The organism is Bradyrhizobium australafricanum, assembly GCF_020329495.1.
GTDB classification, from domain to species: Bacteria; Pseudomonadota; Alphaproteobacteria; order Rhizobiales; family Xanthobacteraceae; genus Bradyrhizobium; species Bradyrhizobium australafricanum.
Map to the genome: position 1 here is coordinate 1 of NZ_JAGKJL010000040.1, position 16,209 is coordinate 16,209.

Below are 16,209 nucleotides of genomic sequence, written 5' to 3' on the forward strand. Positions count from 1 at the left end.
CGCAGATCCTTCGTCTGCCAGCCGTCAGTTTGTGAGATGGGCACGCCTGTCAGGCTCCCTCCCCCGCTAGCGGGAGAGGGAGCCTGACAGGCGTGCCCATCTCACAAACTGACGGCTGGCAGACGAAGGATCTGCGTCGCGCGTCGTAACAGCCCCGATTATCAACCTCTACCGGACAATCCTTCCAGTCTTTCTCGGATTATCGAAACCGGCCGCCTAATACATCTTGTGCAGCAAGGACGACCTCGATGACCGCACTTCAGCCCACAGCCGACGCAGCGAACGCCGCCGCGCTCCCCGGCCCCGCAGCGCCGGCGGCGCCTGCGATCCCCACGAAAACCTGGATCGCGGTGATCGGGGCGACGCTCGGCGCGTTCATGGCCGTGCTCAATATCCAGATCGTCAACGCCTCGCTCGCCGATGTGCAAGGCGCGATCGGCGCCGGGATCGACGACGGCGGCTGGATCTCGACCTCCTATCTGATCGCCGAGATCGTGGTGATCCCGCTCTCCGGCTGGCTCGCGCAGGTGTTCTCGGTGCGCATCTATCTGCTCACCAACGCGTTCCTGTTCCTGGTGTTCTCGGCGGCGTGCGCGCTGGCACAGGACCTGCCGCAGATGATCGCGCTGCGCGCCGTGCAGGGTTTTACGGGCGGCGTGCTGATCCCGATGGCGTTCACGCTGATCATCACGTTGCTGCCGAAGGCCAAGCAGCCGATCGGGCTCGCGCTGTTCGCGCTGTCGGCGACGTTCGCGCCCGCGATCGGCCCGACCATCGGCGGCTACCTCACCGAGAACTGGGGCTGGCAGTACATCTTCTATGTCAACCTGGTGCCGGGCGCCGTGATGATCGCGATGCTCTACGTCTCGCTCGATCCGAGCCCGATGAAGCTGTCGCTGATCCGCCAGGGCGACTGGCTCGGCATCATCACTATGGCGATCGGCCTCGCCGCGCTGCAGACCGTGCTGGAGGAAGGCAACAAGGGCGACTGGTTCGGCTCGCCCTTCATCGTCCGCCTGTCGGTGATCGCCGCCGTCGCGCTGGCCGCCTTCCTGATCGTCGAGTTCACCGTGGAGAAGCCGCTGCTCAATCTGCGCCTGCTCGCCCGCCGCAATTTCGGCTTCGGCATGCTGGCCAACTTCCTGCTTGGCATCGCGCTGTACGGCTCGGTGTTCATCCTGCCGCAGTACCTCGCGCGCATCCAGGGCTACAATGCCGAGCAGATCGGCATGGTGCTGGCCTGGACCGGGCTGCCGCAGCTCGTGCTGATCCCGCTGGTGCCGCGGCTGATGCAGCGCTTCGACCCCCGCATCATCATCGGCGTCGGCTTCGCGCTGTTCGCCGGCTCCAACTTCATGAACATCTTCATGACCAACGACTACGCCACCGACCAGCTGTTCTGGCCCAACATCGTCCGCGCCATCGGCCAGGCGCTGGTGATGGCGCCGCTGTCTGCGGTTGCGACCGCGGGCATCGAGCTGGGGAATGCGGGCTCGGCCTCCGCGCTGTTCAACATGATGCGCAACCTCGGCGGCGCGGTCGGCATCGCCGTGCTGCAGACGCTGCTGACCAAGCGCGAGCAATATCACTCCAACGTGCTGATGCAGTCGGTCTCGCTGCTGGAACAGGCCACGCGCAACCGGATTGAGCAGCTGACGCAGTATTTCATGAACCACGGCGTCGCCGACCAGGCCGCGGCCGCCCACCGCGCAATCGCGGCGATCGGCAAGGTCGTGCAGAAGCAGGCCTACATCCTCGCCTTCAGTGATACCTTCTATCTGCTCGGCGTCGCGCTGATCATCGCACTCGCGGCGACACTCTTCCTGAAGAAGCCGGGCCAGCTCGCTGGCGGCGGTGCGCACTAACCCAAGCCACAACCACGGAGAACGACCATGAAGCCCCGCATGAACTTCTACCAGGCCGCACCCGAGACCATCAAAGCGCTGGTCGCGGTCGAAAACCAGATCGCTGCGAGCGGCCTCGAGCAATCGCTGATCGAGCTGGTCAAGACCCGCGCCTCGCAGATCAACGGCTGCGCCTACTGCATCAACATGCACACCGAGGATGCCCGCAAGCACGGCGAGACCGAGCAGCGGCTCTATTTGCTCAACGCCTGGCGCGAATCCCCGCTCTACAGCGAGCGCGAGCGCGCGGCACTGGCCTGGACCGAAGCGTTGACGCTGGTGTCAGAGACGCATGCGCCCGACGCCGACTATGAGGCCGTGCGCGCCCAATTCTCGGACAGCGAGCTGGTCAACCTGACCACGCTGATCGGCGCGATCAACGCCTGGAACCGGATCGCCATCGGCTTCCGCGCGGTGCATCCGGTGAAGGCGAAGGCGGCGGCGTGAGCAGCGCGGACGATCCATCCCCGTCATCCTGAGGAGCCTGCGCAGCAGGCGTCTCGAAGGATGCACGGCCACAGACGGGCCGTCGACCCTTCGAGGGCCGCTGAAGAAGCGGCCACCTCAGGGTGACGGTGCCAAGGCGATGCGCAGACCGTAGGGTGGGTTAGCCGAAGACGTAACCCACCATTCTCTCCGCGGTGAGCAAAGTCGGTGGGTTACGCTGCGCTAACCCACCCTAGGCAGTGTCAAACCGCCGTCGCGCGGGCGAACTCGACGTAGATCTCGCGCAGGCGGTCGGTGATCGGGCCGACCTTGCCGCCTCCGACCTTCTTGCCGTCGATCGCGACCACGCCCTGCACGAACACGGAAGCGCTGGTGATGAAGGCTTCCTTGGCGGCGAGCGCTTCCTCGATCGTGAAGGCGCGCTCCTCGATGCGCAGCTGGCGTTCCTCGGCGAGCTTGACCACCGCCTTGCGGGTGCAGCCGGGCAGGATCTCGTTGCCGTTCTGCCGGGTCACGATGACATCGTCCTGGGTGACGATGAAGGACGAGGACGAGCCGCCCTCGGTGACCTTGCCGTCCTCGATCATCCAGGCTTCGCCGGCGCCGGCCGCGGCGGCCGCCTGCTTGGCCAGCACCTGCGCCAGCAGCGCCACGCTCTTGATGTCGCGCCGCTCCCAGCGAATGTCAGGCACCGTGATGACGTTGATGCCGGTCTTGGCCGAGGGCGCGTTGATGATGTCCTTTTCCGAGGTGAACATCACGAGCGTCGGCTTGACGTCGGCTTTCGGGAAGGCGAAGTCGCGCCCCTTGTCGGCGCCGCGGGTGACCTCGAGATAGACCATGCCGTTGACGAGGTCGTTGCGCGCAACCAGCTCCTTCTGGATCTCCTCGATCCGCTCCAGCGTCTCCGGCAGCGCGAGCTGGATCTCGCCGACCGAACGGTTGAGCCGCGCCAGATGCGAGGCGTTGTCGATCAGCTTGCCCTCGAGCACCGCCGCCACCTCGTAGATGCCATCGGCGAACAGGAATCCGCGGTCGAAGACCGAGACCTTGGCCTCCGAATGCGGCACGAACGAGCCGTTGACGTAAGCGATCTTTTCCACGCGAGTTCTCCTGCGGACGAAGGGGGTTTCAGGCCTTCGTATACGCAAATTGTTAACGGGGGAAAACCCTCCCGACGGCGCCCGTGAACTGCGTAAATCCACTACCGTCACCCTGAGGAGTGCGCCCTTGCGCGCGTCTCGAAGGGTCGACGGCCCGGCTGGTGGCCGTGCATCCTTCGAGACGCGCTACGCGCTCCTCAGGATGACGGGTTTGGCCAATGCGCCGCCCCTCAGTGCTGCAAGATCTTCGACAAGAACTTCTGCGCGCGGTCGCTGCGCGGCGTGCCGAAGAAGTCGGCCTTCTTGGCGTCCTCGACGATCTCGCCGCGGTCCATGAAGATGACGCGGTCGGCGACCTTGTTGGCGAAGCCCATTTCGTGGGTCACGACCATCATGGTCATGCCCTCGCGGGCGAGGTCGACCATGACGTCGAGCACCTCGCTGATCATCTCCGGATCGAGCGCCGAGGTCGGCTCGTCGAACAGCATGGCGATCGGGTCCATTGCCAGCGCACGGGCGATCGCGACGCGCTGCTGCTGGCCGCCGGACAGCTCGGCGGGAAACTTCTTCGCGTGATCCTTCAGCCCGACGCGCTCCAGAAGCTTCATGCCCTTGGCGGTGGCGTCCTCAGACTTGCGGCCGAGCACCTTCTCCTGCGCGAGGCGGAGATTGTCGATGATGCGCAGATGCGGAAACAGCTCGAAATGCTGGAACACCATGCCGACGCGCGAACGCAGCTTCGGCAGGTCGGTCTTGGGATCGTTGACCTTGACGCCGTCGAGCGTGATGTCGCCGCCCTGGATCGGCTCCAGCGCATTGACGCATTTGATCAGGGTCGACTTGCCCGAGCCGGACGGGCCGCAGACCACCACCACCTCGCCCTTGGCGACGCTGGTGGTGCAGTCCTTCAGCACCTGGAAGCTCGGCCCGTACCATTTGTTGACGTGGTTGATCTCGATCATGATGGCTCAGCTTTTTTGTTTAGGCATGACCTTGTCGGAAAACCGGTTCCCACTTTTCCGGGTCATGCCTCAGCGAACGATGGCAATGCGCGCCTGCAGGCGGCGAACGCCGTAGGACGCGATACAGGAAATGACGAAGTAGACCAGCGCGGCGAACAGATACATTTCGACCAGGCGGCCGTCGCGCTGCGCGACCTTGCTGGCGGCGCCGAGGAAATCCGGGATCGACAGCACGTAGACCAGCGAGGTGTCCTGGAACAGCACGATGGTCTGCGTCAGCAGCACCGGCAGCATGTTGCGGAACGCCTGCGGCAGCACGACGTAGCGCATCGACTGCGCGTAGGTCAGGCCGAGCGCGCTGGCCGCGGCCGGCTGGCCCTTCGAGATCGACTGGATGCCGGCGCGCATGATCTCGGAGAAATACGCCGCCTCGAACGCAATAAAGGTGATCAGCGAGGAGGCGAAGGCGCCGACCGTGATCGGCCGCGACGCGCCGGTCAGCCACTGCCCGATATACGGCACCAGGAAGTAGAACCAGAAGATCACCAGCACCAGCGGCAGCGAGCGGATGAAGTCGACATAGAAGCCCGCGATGCGCCCGAGCACCTTGTAGCTCGACAGCCGCATCAGGGCGATCAGGGTGCCGAACACCAGGCCGCCGAACGCTGCGAGCGCGGTCAAGGTCAGCGTGAAGCGCATGCCCTCCAGGAACAGGTAGGGCAGCGAGCGGCGGATGACGTCGAAATCGAAACTGCCGATCATCGTCATTTGCCCGTGATGTAGCCGGGGATCGCGACATAGCGCTCGAGGAAGCGCATCGCGGTCACCACGACGAAATTGAGGAGCAGGTAGAGCACGGTCGCCGCCGTGAAAGCTTCGAACACCTGGAACGAGAATTCCTGCATCGAGCGGGCCTGGCCGGTCAGTTCGATCAGGCCGATGGTGATGGCGACCGCACTGTTCTTGATGGTGTTGAGGAATTCGGAGGTCAGCGGCGGCAGGATGATGCGGAATGCCATCGGCAGCAGCACGTAGCGATAGGTCTGCACCGTGGTGAGGCCGAGCGCGGTCGAGGCCTGCTTCTGCCCGCGCGGCAGCGAGGTGATGCCGGCCTGCAATTGCACGGCGACGCGCGCCGACATGAAGAAGCCGACGCCGATCGCGGCGGTCCAGAACGGCGCATTCGGCAGTTGCTTCAGCCAGAGCCCGGCCGACCGCGGCAACAATTCGGGCAGCACGAAGAACCACAGGAACAGCTGCACCAAGAGCGGCATGTTGCGGAAGAACTCGACCCAGCAGAAACCGATCCACGACGCGGTCCGCGACGGCAGCGTGCGCAGCACGCCGATCACCGAGCCGGACACCAGCGCGATGATCCAGGCCAGCACCGACACCTTGACGGTGACCACCAGCCCCGACAGCAACAGGTCGAGATAGGTGCCGGTCCCCATCGGGTTCGGCTCAAGGAAAATGTGCCAGTTCCAATTGTAGTTCACAGGTCCCCCACGCGGCCGTGCCGGTCACGCCATTACGCCGGCATCGCGCGCGGCGTCTATGCAAATGTCCGGCCATTCTCCTCCAAAAATGGCCGGACATGCTAACTTTCAGGACCCCCTCCCAAAAGGGGCGACGGGTCATACGCAGCGGTCAGTTGACCAGATAGGCATCCGGATCCGGAGAGTCCGACGGCTTCGCAAACTGCTTCTTCATCTCCGGTCCAGCCGGCGAGTTGAGATTGAGGCCCTTCGGCGGGATCTTTTGGGTGAACCACTTGTCATAGATCTTCTGGCCCTCGCCGCTGGTGTAGAGCGCGGCGGTTGCGGCGTCGACGACCTTCTTGAACGGCGCGTCGTCCTTGCGCAGCATGATGCCGTAGGGCTCGGGCTTGGAGAAGGCGTCCTTGGAGATCACGTAGTCATCCGGCGACTTCGAGCCGGCGACGAGGCTCGCGAGCAGGATGTCGTCCATCACGAAGGCGACCGCGCGATCGGTCTCGACCATCAGGAAGGCCTCGGCATGATCCTTGGCCGGGATGATATTGACGCTCAGCCCGCGCGCGAGGTTGGCCTCGGTCAGCTGCTTGATGTTGGTGGTGCCGGCGGTCGAGACCACCGTCTTGCCCTTCAGATCGTCGATCGAATTGATCTTGCTCGCCTTCTTGGTGACGTAGCGGCTGGCGGTCAGGAAGTGGCTGTTGGTGAAGGAGACCTGCTTCTGGCGCTCGGCATTGTTGGTGGTCGAGCCGCATTCGAGGTCGACGGTGCCGTTGGCCATCAGCGGAATACGGGTCGCCGAGGTCACCGGGTTGAGCTTGACCTCGAGCTTGTCGAGCTTCAGCTCCTTCTTCACGGCATCGACGATCTTGTAGCAGATGTCCATGGCGTAGCCGACCGGCTTCTGGTTGTCGTCGAGATAGGAGAACGGGATCGAGGAGTCGCGGTAGCCGAGCGTGATCGCGCCGGTGTCCTTGATGTTCTTCAGCGTGCCGGTCAGCTCCTGGGCTTGCGCCTGGCTCGCGCCCAGCGCGGCGGCGAGCGCGAAGCCGATCAGATAATTGCGTGTCATACGTCTACTCCTTGCGTGGAAACGGTCGTTCTAGTGCGTGAGAATATCAGCGAGGACGGGTGCGATATAGCGGCGAAACTGTTCCGGATTCTCGCTCATCGGAAAATGACCGAGCCGCTCCATGATCGTGACGCTGGCGCCCCCTATTGCCGCTGCCGTCCGCCTCGTGTCCTCAGGCGTGCACGAGAAATCATACTCGCCCGTAAGCAGATAGAGGTTGCATACTTTAGTCTCGATTGACGCGACCCGGCCGCGCAGGTCGCCGTCGACACGGTAGAAATACAGGTCGCCCTTGAACACGCCGGGGCCGCCCTGCTTGTAGGCCCACAGCGTTTCCATCCGCGCAGGCTCCGGGCTTTGCGGGGCGATCAGCCCGGACACCAGCGCGGCGCAGACTTCGCCGCCGTGAACATCCGGCCGGTTCAGCCAGTTCGTGTCATACCACGGCGCCTGGAAATCGGCAGCCTCGAGCCCGATCAGCGCGCGGAACTCGGCGGCATATTCGATCGCAAGGTTAAGCACGATGCGGCCGCCGATCGAGCAGCCCATCACCACAGGCTTCTCCAGCCGCAGCGCACGGCAGAAAGCGCGGATGGTCTCAGTGTAGCGCGCAGTGGTGAGTTGGTATTCATCGCCGGTCCAGCTCATCGGCGGATTCGACTTGCCATGCCAGGGCATATCGAAGGCAATGATGCGGAAATTTTCGGCAAATTGCGTATCCGCGAGCAGATGGCGCCATTGCCGCGCATCCGATCCCGCGGTGTGCAGGCAGACCAGCGGAATGCCCGTGCCGTTCTCCTCGAAATAGATGCGGTGCAGTTCGCCGCCGATCTCGACGTGAACGTAGCGGCCGACCATCGGCTCGATGTGACCGTTCATGATCTTGCCGCTCATGATACGGCCGCCGCGAAATGCTGCCGCGGCAGCGCCAGCAGGTCCTTGAAGTATTGCAGATGCGCCATGAAGGGATGCAGGTCGCCTTCCAGCACGGCCTCGGCGCGCTTGGTCAGCGCCAACAGATCGTGCCAGCCGGGCTTCGGCTCGGCCTGCCAATAGGCGGACCAGGCCTGCGGGGTCGCGCGATAGGAAAAGCGCCAGGAGCGCATCAGGACCGGCGAAGGCTTAAGCTCGACGATGCGCCCGGCGCGGATCGCGGCGTGAAACGGCCGCGCCATCGGGCCGATCAGGCAGTCGCAATCGAGCAACCGCCCGCGCGCAACCAGCCGAGGGGCCTCGTCGAGCAATGCGGGAAGGCCGGCAAACGCCCTCGTCACAGCGTCGTCGGTGGCGTCAGGCGATGGCGTCATCTGTCGGGCGGCGTTCCTGCAGCGGGCGGAGCCATGATGACGGCAAGCGCGCAATCCCGCAAGGCGCCGATGCCTTTGGGTTCCCTTGATTATTCGCTTGACCAAACCCGGCTTGCCGGTCAGGCGCGCACACGCCGCGCCCTCCCGGCACAGTGCCAGGAACGGCCAATCCGTCCGACCAAAGGCCGATTGAATTCCGCGGCTCGGCAGGTCGCGCCAAATCGCGGCAGACCAATTGTCGCAGCCGGCGCTTCGAGCGCAATTCGCGCTTCCGTTGCCCGCCCCGTTCTGTCCAATGCGCTCGGTCCCAGCATACAGGGACGATCATTGCCAACACCGAACAAGACGCGGCCGCGATCGAACGCGGTCATAAGGGAGAGATCGAGATGTCGCACCGCAATCGCTTGATGGTCCTGCTCGCCGCCGCCGGCATGCTGGTGTCAACAGCGGCGCTCGCGCAGGACTATCCGACCAAGCCGATCACGCTGATCGTGCCATGGCCGGCGGGCGGCTCGACCGATATCTCGATGCGCGCGATCGCCGAGAGCGCCTCCAAGGTGCTGGGCCAGCCGATCGCGGTCGACAACAAGGCGGGCGGCGGCGGCACCGTGGGCCCCGCGACGATGGCCGCCGGCGCCAAGCCCGACGGCTACACCATCGCCCAGATCCCGATCACCGTGTTCCGCCTGCCCTTGATGCAGGAGGTGTCTTGGGATCCGGCGAAGGATTTCTCCTACATCATTCACCTCACCGGCTACACCTTCGGCGTCACCACCAACGCGGAGTCGCAGTTCAAGACCTGGCAGGACGTGGTCGATTTCGCCAAGAAGAACCCGGGCAAGGTGACCTATGCGACGCCCGGCACCGGCACCTCGCTGCATGTCGGCATGGAGCAGATCGCCCTGATGGCCGGGATCAAGCTGACCCAGGTGCCGTTCAAGGGCGGCGCCGAGACCAATGCGGCCGTGCTCGGCCAGCACACCATGCTGCAGGCGGATTCCACCGGCTGGCGGCCGCTGGTCGATGCCGGCAAGCTCCGCCTGTTGATGGTGTGGACCGGCGCGCGCTCGCCGAACTATCCCGACGTGCCGACGCTGAAGGAGCTCGGCTACCCCATGGTCTATGACTCGCCGTTCGGCATCGCCGGCCCCAAGGGCATGGACCCCAAGATCGTCGCCAAGCTGCACGATGCCTTCAAGAAGGCGATCGAGGACCCGGCGGTGATCGCGACGCTCGCCAAATACGACATGGTGCCGAACTACAAGAACACCGAAGACTACAAGAAGTTCGTGGGCGAGGTCACCGAGTCCGAGCGCAAGGTGATCGACACGCTCGGGCTGGCGAAGAAGTAAGGACTGGCCGCGAAGTCTCCGTCCGTCATTGCGAGGAGCGAAGCGACGAAGCAATGACGGGGATAGGTCGATGCCCCACCTCGCGACTTGACGAGAGCACATCCCATGACAGACCAAACCAACGTCAAATTCCGCCTTAACAACTCCGAGCTCTGGGGCGGGCTGATCGGGCTCGGGCTCGGCGCCTTCGTGATCTGGTCGGGCCTCAAGCTGAAGCTCGGCACCATCAACGATCCCGGCTCCGGCTACGTGCTGTTCTACACCGGCATCCTGATGTGCGTGTTCGCGGCCTCGATCATGATCGCGGCGATCACCGAGGGCGGCCCGACCTTCGCCTCGCGCTGGGAGAATGCGCGCTGGGGCAAGCCGGTGCTCGTCATCGTCTGCCTCACCGCGTTCGTCTTTGCGCTGGAGCCGCTCGGCTTCCTGCTGTCGGCGATCCCGCTGATGCTGTTGCTGCTCCGCGTGATCGATCCGGTGCGCTGGTCGCTGGCGATCCCGCTGTCCATCCTTGCCCCGCTCGGGATGTGGTGGGTGCTGAAGCACCTGCTCGCGATCCAGCTGCCGAGCGGCATGTTCGAGATCGGTTGAGCGCCCATGGATACTCTCGTCAACGTCGCCCACGGCCTCGGCGTCGCGCTGCTGCCGATCAACCTGCTCTACTGCTTCATCGGCGTGTTCATCGGCACGCTGGTCGGCGTGCTGCCCGGCATCGGCCCGATCTCGGCGATGTCGCTGCTGCTGCCGGTGACGCTGTCAGGCACGCCGGAGTCCGGCATCATCATGATGGCCGGCATCTATTACGGCTCGATGTATGGCGGCTCGACCACCTCGATCCTGGTCAACATCCCCGGCGAAGCGGCTTCCGTCGTCACCTGCATCGACGGCCACCAGATGGCGAAGCAGGGCCGCGCCGGCCCCGCGCTCGGCATCTCCGCGTTCGGCTCGTTCATCGCCGGCACCTTCGCGTTGATCGCCCTGATGCTGGTGGCGCCCTCGCTCGCCAGCGTCGCGATCGCGTTCGGGCCGGCCGAATATTTCAGCCTGATGGTGCTCGGCCTCGTGGTGCTGACCTTCCTCACCCAGGGCTCGATGGCCAAGGCGCTGCTGATGGCCTGCATCGGCGTCGTGCTCGGCCTGGTCGGGCTCGACAGCATCACCGCGCAGCCGCGGCTGACCTTCGGCCGCCTCGAGCTGATCGACGGCATCGGCCTCGTGCCGGTCGTGATGGGCCTGTTCGGCGTCGCCGAGGTGCTGCTCAACACCGAGCAGGCGATCAAGCGCGACATCATCAAGACCAGGATCAACCAGTTGCTGCCGAGCAAGGAGGACTGGAAGGCCAGCGCCGGGCCGGTGGCGCGCGGCACGGTGCTCGGCTTTTTCCTCGGCATCCTGCCCGGCGGCGGCGCCGTGGTGGCGTCGTTCGCCTCCTACGCGCTGGAGAAGCGGCTCTCGAAGCATCCGGAGCGCTTCGGCCACGGCGCGATCGAGGGCGTCGCGGGGCCGGAATCGGCCAACAATTCCGCGGCCGGCGGCGCCTTCATTCCGCTGATGACGCTCGGCATCCCGCCGAACGTGGTGATGGCGCTGCTGCTCGGCGCCTTCGTGATCCACGGCCTGCAGCCGGGGCCGCTGATGATTTCGCAGAACCCGACGCTGTTCTGGGGCATCGTCGCCAGCATGTATATCGGCAACCTGATGCTCTTGGTGCTCAACCTGCCGATGATCGGCATGTGGGTGCAGCTGCTGCGGCTGCCCTACAACGTGCTGTTCCCGCTGATCATCCTGTTCACGATCATCGGCGTCTACTGCTCCAGCAACAACGTGTTCGACGTCCACGTCATGATCGCGTTCGGCGTGATCGGCTATTTCATGCGCAAGCTCGGCTACGAGCCGGCGCCGCTGGTGCTCGCCTTCGTGCTCGGGCCAATGCTGGAGAACAATCTGCGCAAATCGCTGATCCTCTCGCAGGGCGACCTCATGACCTTCGTGGAGCGGCCGATCTCGGCGATCTGCCTCGCCTTTGCGCTGGTACTGCTGGTCGGCCCGCTGCTGCCCTCGCTGCGCAAGAAGCGCGAGCTGGTGGCGCTGGATGAGGGGGCGTAGGAGAGCGAGGCTGGATCGGGTTGAGAAGCAGCCGCATCGGCACTGCGCTCCCTCGCCCCGTTCTTACGGGGTCGAGACGAGCGGAGCTCGCTCTTGGAGGGTTGGGGTGAGGGGCTGCCTCCGCAAACACGGTGATAGCAGTATCTGCGGAGGCTCCCCTCACCCGCAACGCATCTGACGATGCGTTGCGGCCTCTCCCCGCGCGCGGGGAGAGGCGAAATGGCAGCTCAACCCGCTTTCACACCCCGCCCGTTCTTCGGCGCCTGGGCCAGGGCGCGGGCCAGCACCTGGGCTTCCTTCTTCAGCATGTCGGCGAGCTCGCCTTCGCGGCGGCGGATGCGGTCGGACGCGGCGCCGATCGAGAGCGCGGCGACCACCTCGCCGGCATCGTCGCGGACCGGCACGCCGACGCCGCCCATGCCGGGGAACGCGGCGTCGATCAGCACGGTGTGGCCGGCCTTGCGCGCCATGGCGATCCGCTCGCGCAGGAACTTCGGCGTGATGCGCGGCGATTTCGCCAGCCGCGGCACGATCACCTCGATCACAGCCTCGATCTCGGCATCCGGCAGCCAGACCAGCAGCGCCAGCGCGCCGGCGCCGACACCGAGCGGACGGCGGCTGCCGATCTGCAGATAGTTCGGTTGCAGCGGATGGTTGCCGACCGAGCGCGCCAGATAGAGCGCCTCGACGCCGGATCGCACCGACAGCAGCGCGGTATCGGCCGAGCGCTCCGACAGCCGGAGCAGGCTCGGCTGCGCCAGCTCGGCGATGTCGACCGAACGGCGCGCGCCGACCGCCATCACCCGCGCCTCCTGGCCGAGCTCATAGGTCTTGGCGCCGGCGACGCGACTGACGAAGCCTTCCTCGATCAGCGAATTGAGAATGCGCAGCGCCGTCGCCTTGTTCAGCGAGGTGGTGTCGGCGATGTCGGTGAGCCGCAGCGGCGAACGCTGCGCCAGCACGCGCAGGATCGCACAGACCTTCTGGATCGCGTTAAACTTGTCGGGTTGTCCGGGCTCCGGCAGTGGCCTCTTGCGGCTGGTCCGTGCGGTCGCAGTCGTTGAGGCATTCATGCCCTGGCCTTCCTTGCCGTCAATTCCAAATCCTGAACCGGGCACGACGTTTAGACGCGCCCGGCGGACATCATCCTAGGACGGATGACGTGCGCCGGACACCGTATACTTTCGTCAGATGAAACTTTGATTTCGACTATCTACGCTGCTGTGCAACAATAAGGATATTTGAATTTCGCATCACGAAATCTGATGCGCTTAGCATGATCCTTTCGAAAAACCGCTTCGCACTTTTTCGGATCATGCGCTACGCCAGCCGCAGCCTGCGGATCGTGAACAGCGCACAGAGGCTGAGGATGCAGACCGCGGTGAGATAGTAGCCCGGCGCGAGCTCGCCGATCGGCGCGAAGCCGCCCATCCAGGTCATGATCGCCGGCCCCATGCCGCCGAACAAGGTGACGCCGATATTGTAGCTGAGACCGAGCCCGGTCGCACGCGTCGCCGCCGGAAACAGTTCCGACATCAGCGCGGCGAGCGGCCCGTAGTACAGCGACTTCAGGACGCCGAGCCAGAGCACGCCGATCAGGATGATCATCGGCGTCGGCTTGCCGGTGAGCAAGAGGAAGGCCGGGAAGATCGACACCAGCAACAGCAGCGCGAACAGGATCATGTGGGTGGTGCGTCCGATCTTGTCGGAGACCATGCCTGCGATCGGCGCCAGCAGCGCAACCGCGGTCTGCGCGGCGAACGAGGCGATGAAGCCGACCGACGGCGCGAGGTTGAGCGTCTTCACCACATAGGTCGGCATGTAGACGATCAAATAGTTGACCGCGGTCGATACCGCGAGCGCCCCGATCGCGAGCATCGTGGCGAGCTTCTGCCGCGCGAGCACTTCCCTGACCGGCGATTCCTGCTTCGCCGCCGGCGGCGGGGTCGCATCGTCGACATGGTTGCGGATGTAGATGCCGACCGGGCCGATCAGAACGCCGAACAGGAACGGCAGCCGCCAGCCCCAGGACTGCAAATCCTCCGGGCTCATCAGCGAGGTCAGCAGTGCACCGAAGCCCGCGCCCAGCAGCCCGCTGACGCCCTGGCTCGCGAACTGCCAGCTCGCCACGAAGCCGCGCCGCTCCGGCATGTGCTCGACCAGGAACGCAGTCGAGGAGCCGAACTCGCCGCCGGCGGAAAAGCCCTGCACCAGCCGTGCCAGCAGCACCGCGATCGGCGCCAGGATGCCGATGGTCTGATAGGTCGGCATCAGCGCCAGCACCAGCGTGCCCAGCGTCATCAGCACGATCGACAGCATCAGCGAGGCCTTGCGGCCGTGCCGGTCGGCATAGGCGCCGAGCACGACGCCGCCAATCGGGCGGATCAGAAACGACAGGCCGAAGCTGCCGAAGGTCAACAGCAGCGAGGTGGTCGGATCATTGGCCGGGAAGAACGCCTTGGAGAGATACACCGCGAAATAGGCATAGACCGAGATGTCGTACCATTCGAGCGCATTGCCGACCGAAGTCGCGACGATCAGGCGGGTGATGTTTTTCTTCGTGGTGGCGTCGGCTTCGGAGGTAAGCGGCGTCGATGTCGATAGTGTCATCAAATTTCCTTGGCCGTGTCGGCACTCTTTCAACGCGTTGCATCCGGGCTTATCGTTCGAAGAACGGCGTTGCGTCCGCTCGCCTAAGCCCGGCCATTCACATCTTCCCCGTCATCCTGAGGAGCGGCGTCAGCCGCGTCTCGAAGGATCGACGGCCACCGGCGGGCCGCGCATCCTTCGAGGCTCGCTCCGCTCGCACCTCCAGCGACAAAGGCGAAGCCTTTGCGCGGGGATGACGGGGAAAAAGCGCGCCCGTCCTTCGACCTTAACGCTTTGCCTCGCCGAGGTCCCAGAACAGGCCGGCCATGATGGTCAGCGCCTCCTCGGTCACCGGCAGCAGGATGTGCTCGTCGGGGGCGTGCTGCGAGCAGCCCGGATAGGAATGCGGCACCCAGATCGTCGGCAGGCCGAGGCCTTCGGCGAACACGTCGTTCGGCAGCGAGCCGCCGAAGTTCGGCAGCACCGCCGGCGCCTTGCCGGTAGTGGCGCGGATCGAGTTCGCCGCCCAGTCGATCCACGGGCTGTCCATGTCGGTGCGCGAGGCGGCGAAGCGCTGCGTGCCCGAGACCTCGACCATCGGGAAACCGTTCTTGTGCAGATAGTCCCGCACCGCGTCGATTACCTCGAGATGCCGGGTGCCGACGACGAAGCGGAGCTGCAGCACCGCATTGGCCTTGCCGGGAATCGCGTTGGCGGGCTTGTCGATATTGCCCGACGACATCGCCAGCACTTCCAGCGTGTTCCATGCATAGAGCCGCTCCGCCGCGGTCAGGCCCTCCTCGCCCCAATCTTCCGCCAGCGCCGGTTCGTCCGCCGTCGGCTTGACCTCGACGTCGGCGAGCGCGGCGCGGACGCGGTTCGAGATCGGCGGCGGTTTCAGGATATCGAGCTTCATGCGGCCCTTGCCGTCGACCAGGCTCGCGATCGCGCTCGCCAGGATCGTGGCGGGGTTGGCGAGCACGCCGCCCCAATTGCCGGAATGGTTGCCGCCCTCGCGCAGATTGACGTCGAGATGGATGCGGTTGCCGCCGCGGCAGCCGAGGAAGATGGTCGGCCGCTCCGCCGACAGCCGCGGCCCGTCGGAGGCAATGAACAGGTCGGCCTTCAGCTCCTCACGATGCGCCTCGCAGACCTCGCGCAGATCGGGCGAGCCGATCTCCTCGCCGGTCTCGATGATGAATTTGGCGTTGAAGCCGAGCTTGCCGCCGCGCGCCTGCTTCACCGCACGCAGCGCCGCCATGTTGATCGAATGCTGGCCCTTGTTGTCGGCGGTGCCGCGGCCATAGACGCGCTCGCCCTTGACCGTGGTCTGCCAGGGATTGAGCCCGTCGCGCCATTCGCCGACCATGCCGTCGACGACGTCACCGTGGCCGTAGGTCAGCATGGTCGGCCGCGAAGCGTCTTCCTGATAGTCGGCGATCAGATAGGGCCCGCGGCCGGTCGGCGACTCGATCAGGTGGGTCTTGAAATCGAGTTCGGCGAAGGCCGGTTGCAGATTCTCCACCAGATAGGCGCGCAGCGCATCGGCCTTGTCGGCATTCAGGCTCTCGGTCTGGTAGCCGACCCTGCGGTCCAGTTCCTTCAAGAACTCTCCCGATTGAAAATGCTCTCGCACCTTTGCGATTGCGTCGGCCCGTGTCGCCATGATTGTTCCTTCGTCCGGTCGCGTCTTGGCATGATCGCACCGGAACGCCACGCTTTGCGTCCCGATCATGCTTCTGGAGGGGCGCAACCTATCGGGATCGGCTCGCGACCGGAAGGGCGCGAAATGCGAATGGGCCTTGCCAAAACGTGGGAAGTCGCAACAAGTTGAAGCGGGACGCCCGGCATCGACCGGGCAGCATTCGAAGCGG

15 protein-coding genes are annotated in these 16,209 nt (G+C 65.0%); 5 read left to right on the plus strand and 10 right to left on the minus strand.

The features are described from left to right. Positions 1–248 precede the first annotated feature (248 nt). Both J6525_RS29720 and J6525_RS29725 read left to right on the plus strand, forming a co-directional pair. Entirely contained in the window at positions 249–1,865 is a 1,617-nt protein-coding gene (locus J6525_RS29720; protein ID WP_225647298.1) for an MDR family MFS transporter, read from the plus strand. Positions 1,866–1,892: 27 nt separating this feature from the next. Continuing rightward, the gene (locus tag J6525_RS29725) at positions 1,893–2,351 is read left to right on the plus strand and encodes a carboxymuconolactone decarboxylase family protein (protein ID WP_057015474.1); all 459 of its coding nucleotides are present in this window, start codon (positions 1,893–1,895) and stop codon (positions 2,349–2,351) included. Between the two features lie 242 nt (positions 2,352–2,593). Here J6525_RS29725 and J6525_RS29730 read toward each other — a convergent pair whose 3' ends face one another. The 7 genes from J6525_RS29730 to J6525_RS29760 form a co-directional block, all read right to left on the minus strand. Next, the gene (locus tag J6525_RS29730) at positions 2,594–3,454 is read right to left on the minus strand and encodes a D-amino-acid transaminase (RefSeq protein WP_225647305.1); all 861 of its coding nucleotides are present in this window, start codon (positions 3,452–3,454) and stop codon (positions 2,594–2,596) included. Positions 3,455–3,684: 230 nt separating this feature from the next. After that, positions 3,685–4,416, minus strand: a complete 732-nt coding sequence (locus tag J6525_RS29735) for an amino acid ABC transporter ATP-binding protein (RefSeq protein ID WP_057015476.1) — start codon at positions 4,414–4,416, stop codon at positions 3,685–3,687. A 69-nt stretch (positions 4,417–4,485) separates the two neighbouring features. Beyond that, a complete protein-coding gene (locus tag J6525_RS29740) occupies positions 4,486–5,178 on the minus strand; it encodes an amino acid ABC transporter permease (RefSeq protein ID WP_225162205.1) in 693 nt (230 codons plus the stop codon). A 2-nt stretch (positions 5,179–5,180) separates the two neighbouring features. Beyond that, positions 5,181–5,912 carry an amino acid ABC transporter permease gene (locus J6525_RS29745; protein ID WP_050385176.1) on the minus strand — a complete coding sequence of 244 codons (732 nt, stop codon included), beginning with the start codon at positions 5,910–5,912 and terminating at the stop codon, positions 5,181–5,183. Between the two features lie 151 nt (positions 5,913–6,063). Continuing rightward, positions 6,064–6,981, minus strand: a complete 918-nt coding sequence (locus J6525_RS29750) for an amino acid ABC transporter substrate-binding protein (protein WP_225162203.1) — start codon at positions 6,979–6,981, stop codon at positions 6,064–6,066. 30 nt (positions 6,982–7,011) lie between these two features. Further along, entirely contained in the window at positions 7,012–7,875 is an 864-nt protein-coding gene (locus J6525_RS29755; protein WP_225647307.1) for an alpha/beta fold hydrolase, read from the minus strand. After that, the gene (locus J6525_RS29760) at positions 7,872–8,288 is read right to left on the minus strand and encodes a hypothetical protein (protein ID WP_225647309.1); all 417 of its coding nucleotides are present in this window, start codon (positions 8,286–8,288) and stop codon (positions 7,872–7,874) included. The genes J6525_RS29755 and J6525_RS29760 overlap by 4 nt, the downstream gene beginning before the upstream one ends. 386 nt (positions 8,289–8,674) lie before the next feature. On the opposite strand from J6525_RS29760, the gene J6525_RS29765 reads away from it, so the two are divergent. From J6525_RS29765 to J6525_RS29775, 3 genes are all read left to right on the plus strand, one after another. After that, a complete protein-coding gene (locus J6525_RS29765; RefSeq protein WP_038384272.1) occupies positions 8,675–9,640 on the plus strand; it encodes a Bug family tripartite tricarboxylate transporter substrate binding protein in 966 nt (321 codons plus the stop codon). A 105-nt stretch (positions 9,641–9,745) separates the two neighbouring features. Next, positions 9,746–10,231, plus strand: coding sequence for a tripartite tricarboxylate transporter TctB family protein (locus J6525_RS29770; protein WP_225647311.1), 486 nt, complete (start codon positions 9,746–9,748; stop codon positions 10,229–10,231). A 6-nt stretch (positions 10,232–10,237) separates the two neighbouring features. Then, a complete protein-coding gene (locus J6525_RS29775) occupies positions 10,238–11,746 on the plus strand; it encodes a tripartite tricarboxylate transporter permease (protein WP_028341157.1) in 1,509 nt (502 codons plus the stop codon). 227 nt (positions 11,747–11,973) lie between these two features. Here the strand turns inward: J6525_RS29775 and J6525_RS29780 are convergent, their stop codons facing one another. The 3 genes from J6525_RS29780 to J6525_RS29790 form a co-directional block, all read right to left on the minus strand. Beyond that, entirely contained in the window at positions 11,974–12,819 is an 846-nt protein-coding gene (locus J6525_RS29780; RefSeq protein ID WP_092086729.1) for an IclR family transcriptional regulator, read from the minus strand. A gap of 247 nt (positions 12,820–13,066) precedes the next feature. Next, on the minus strand, positions 13,067–14,356 hold the full coding sequence (locus J6525_RS29785) for an MFS transporter (RefSeq protein WP_225647313.1): 1,290 nt from the start codon (positions 14,354–14,356) through the stop codon (positions 13,067–13,069). 265 nt (positions 14,357–14,621) lie between these two features. After that, entirely contained in the window at positions 14,622–16,001 is a 1,380-nt protein-coding gene (locus J6525_RS29790; protein WP_225647314.1) for a M20 family metallopeptidase, read from the minus strand. Between the last annotated feature and the right edge of the window lie 208 nt (positions 16,002–16,209).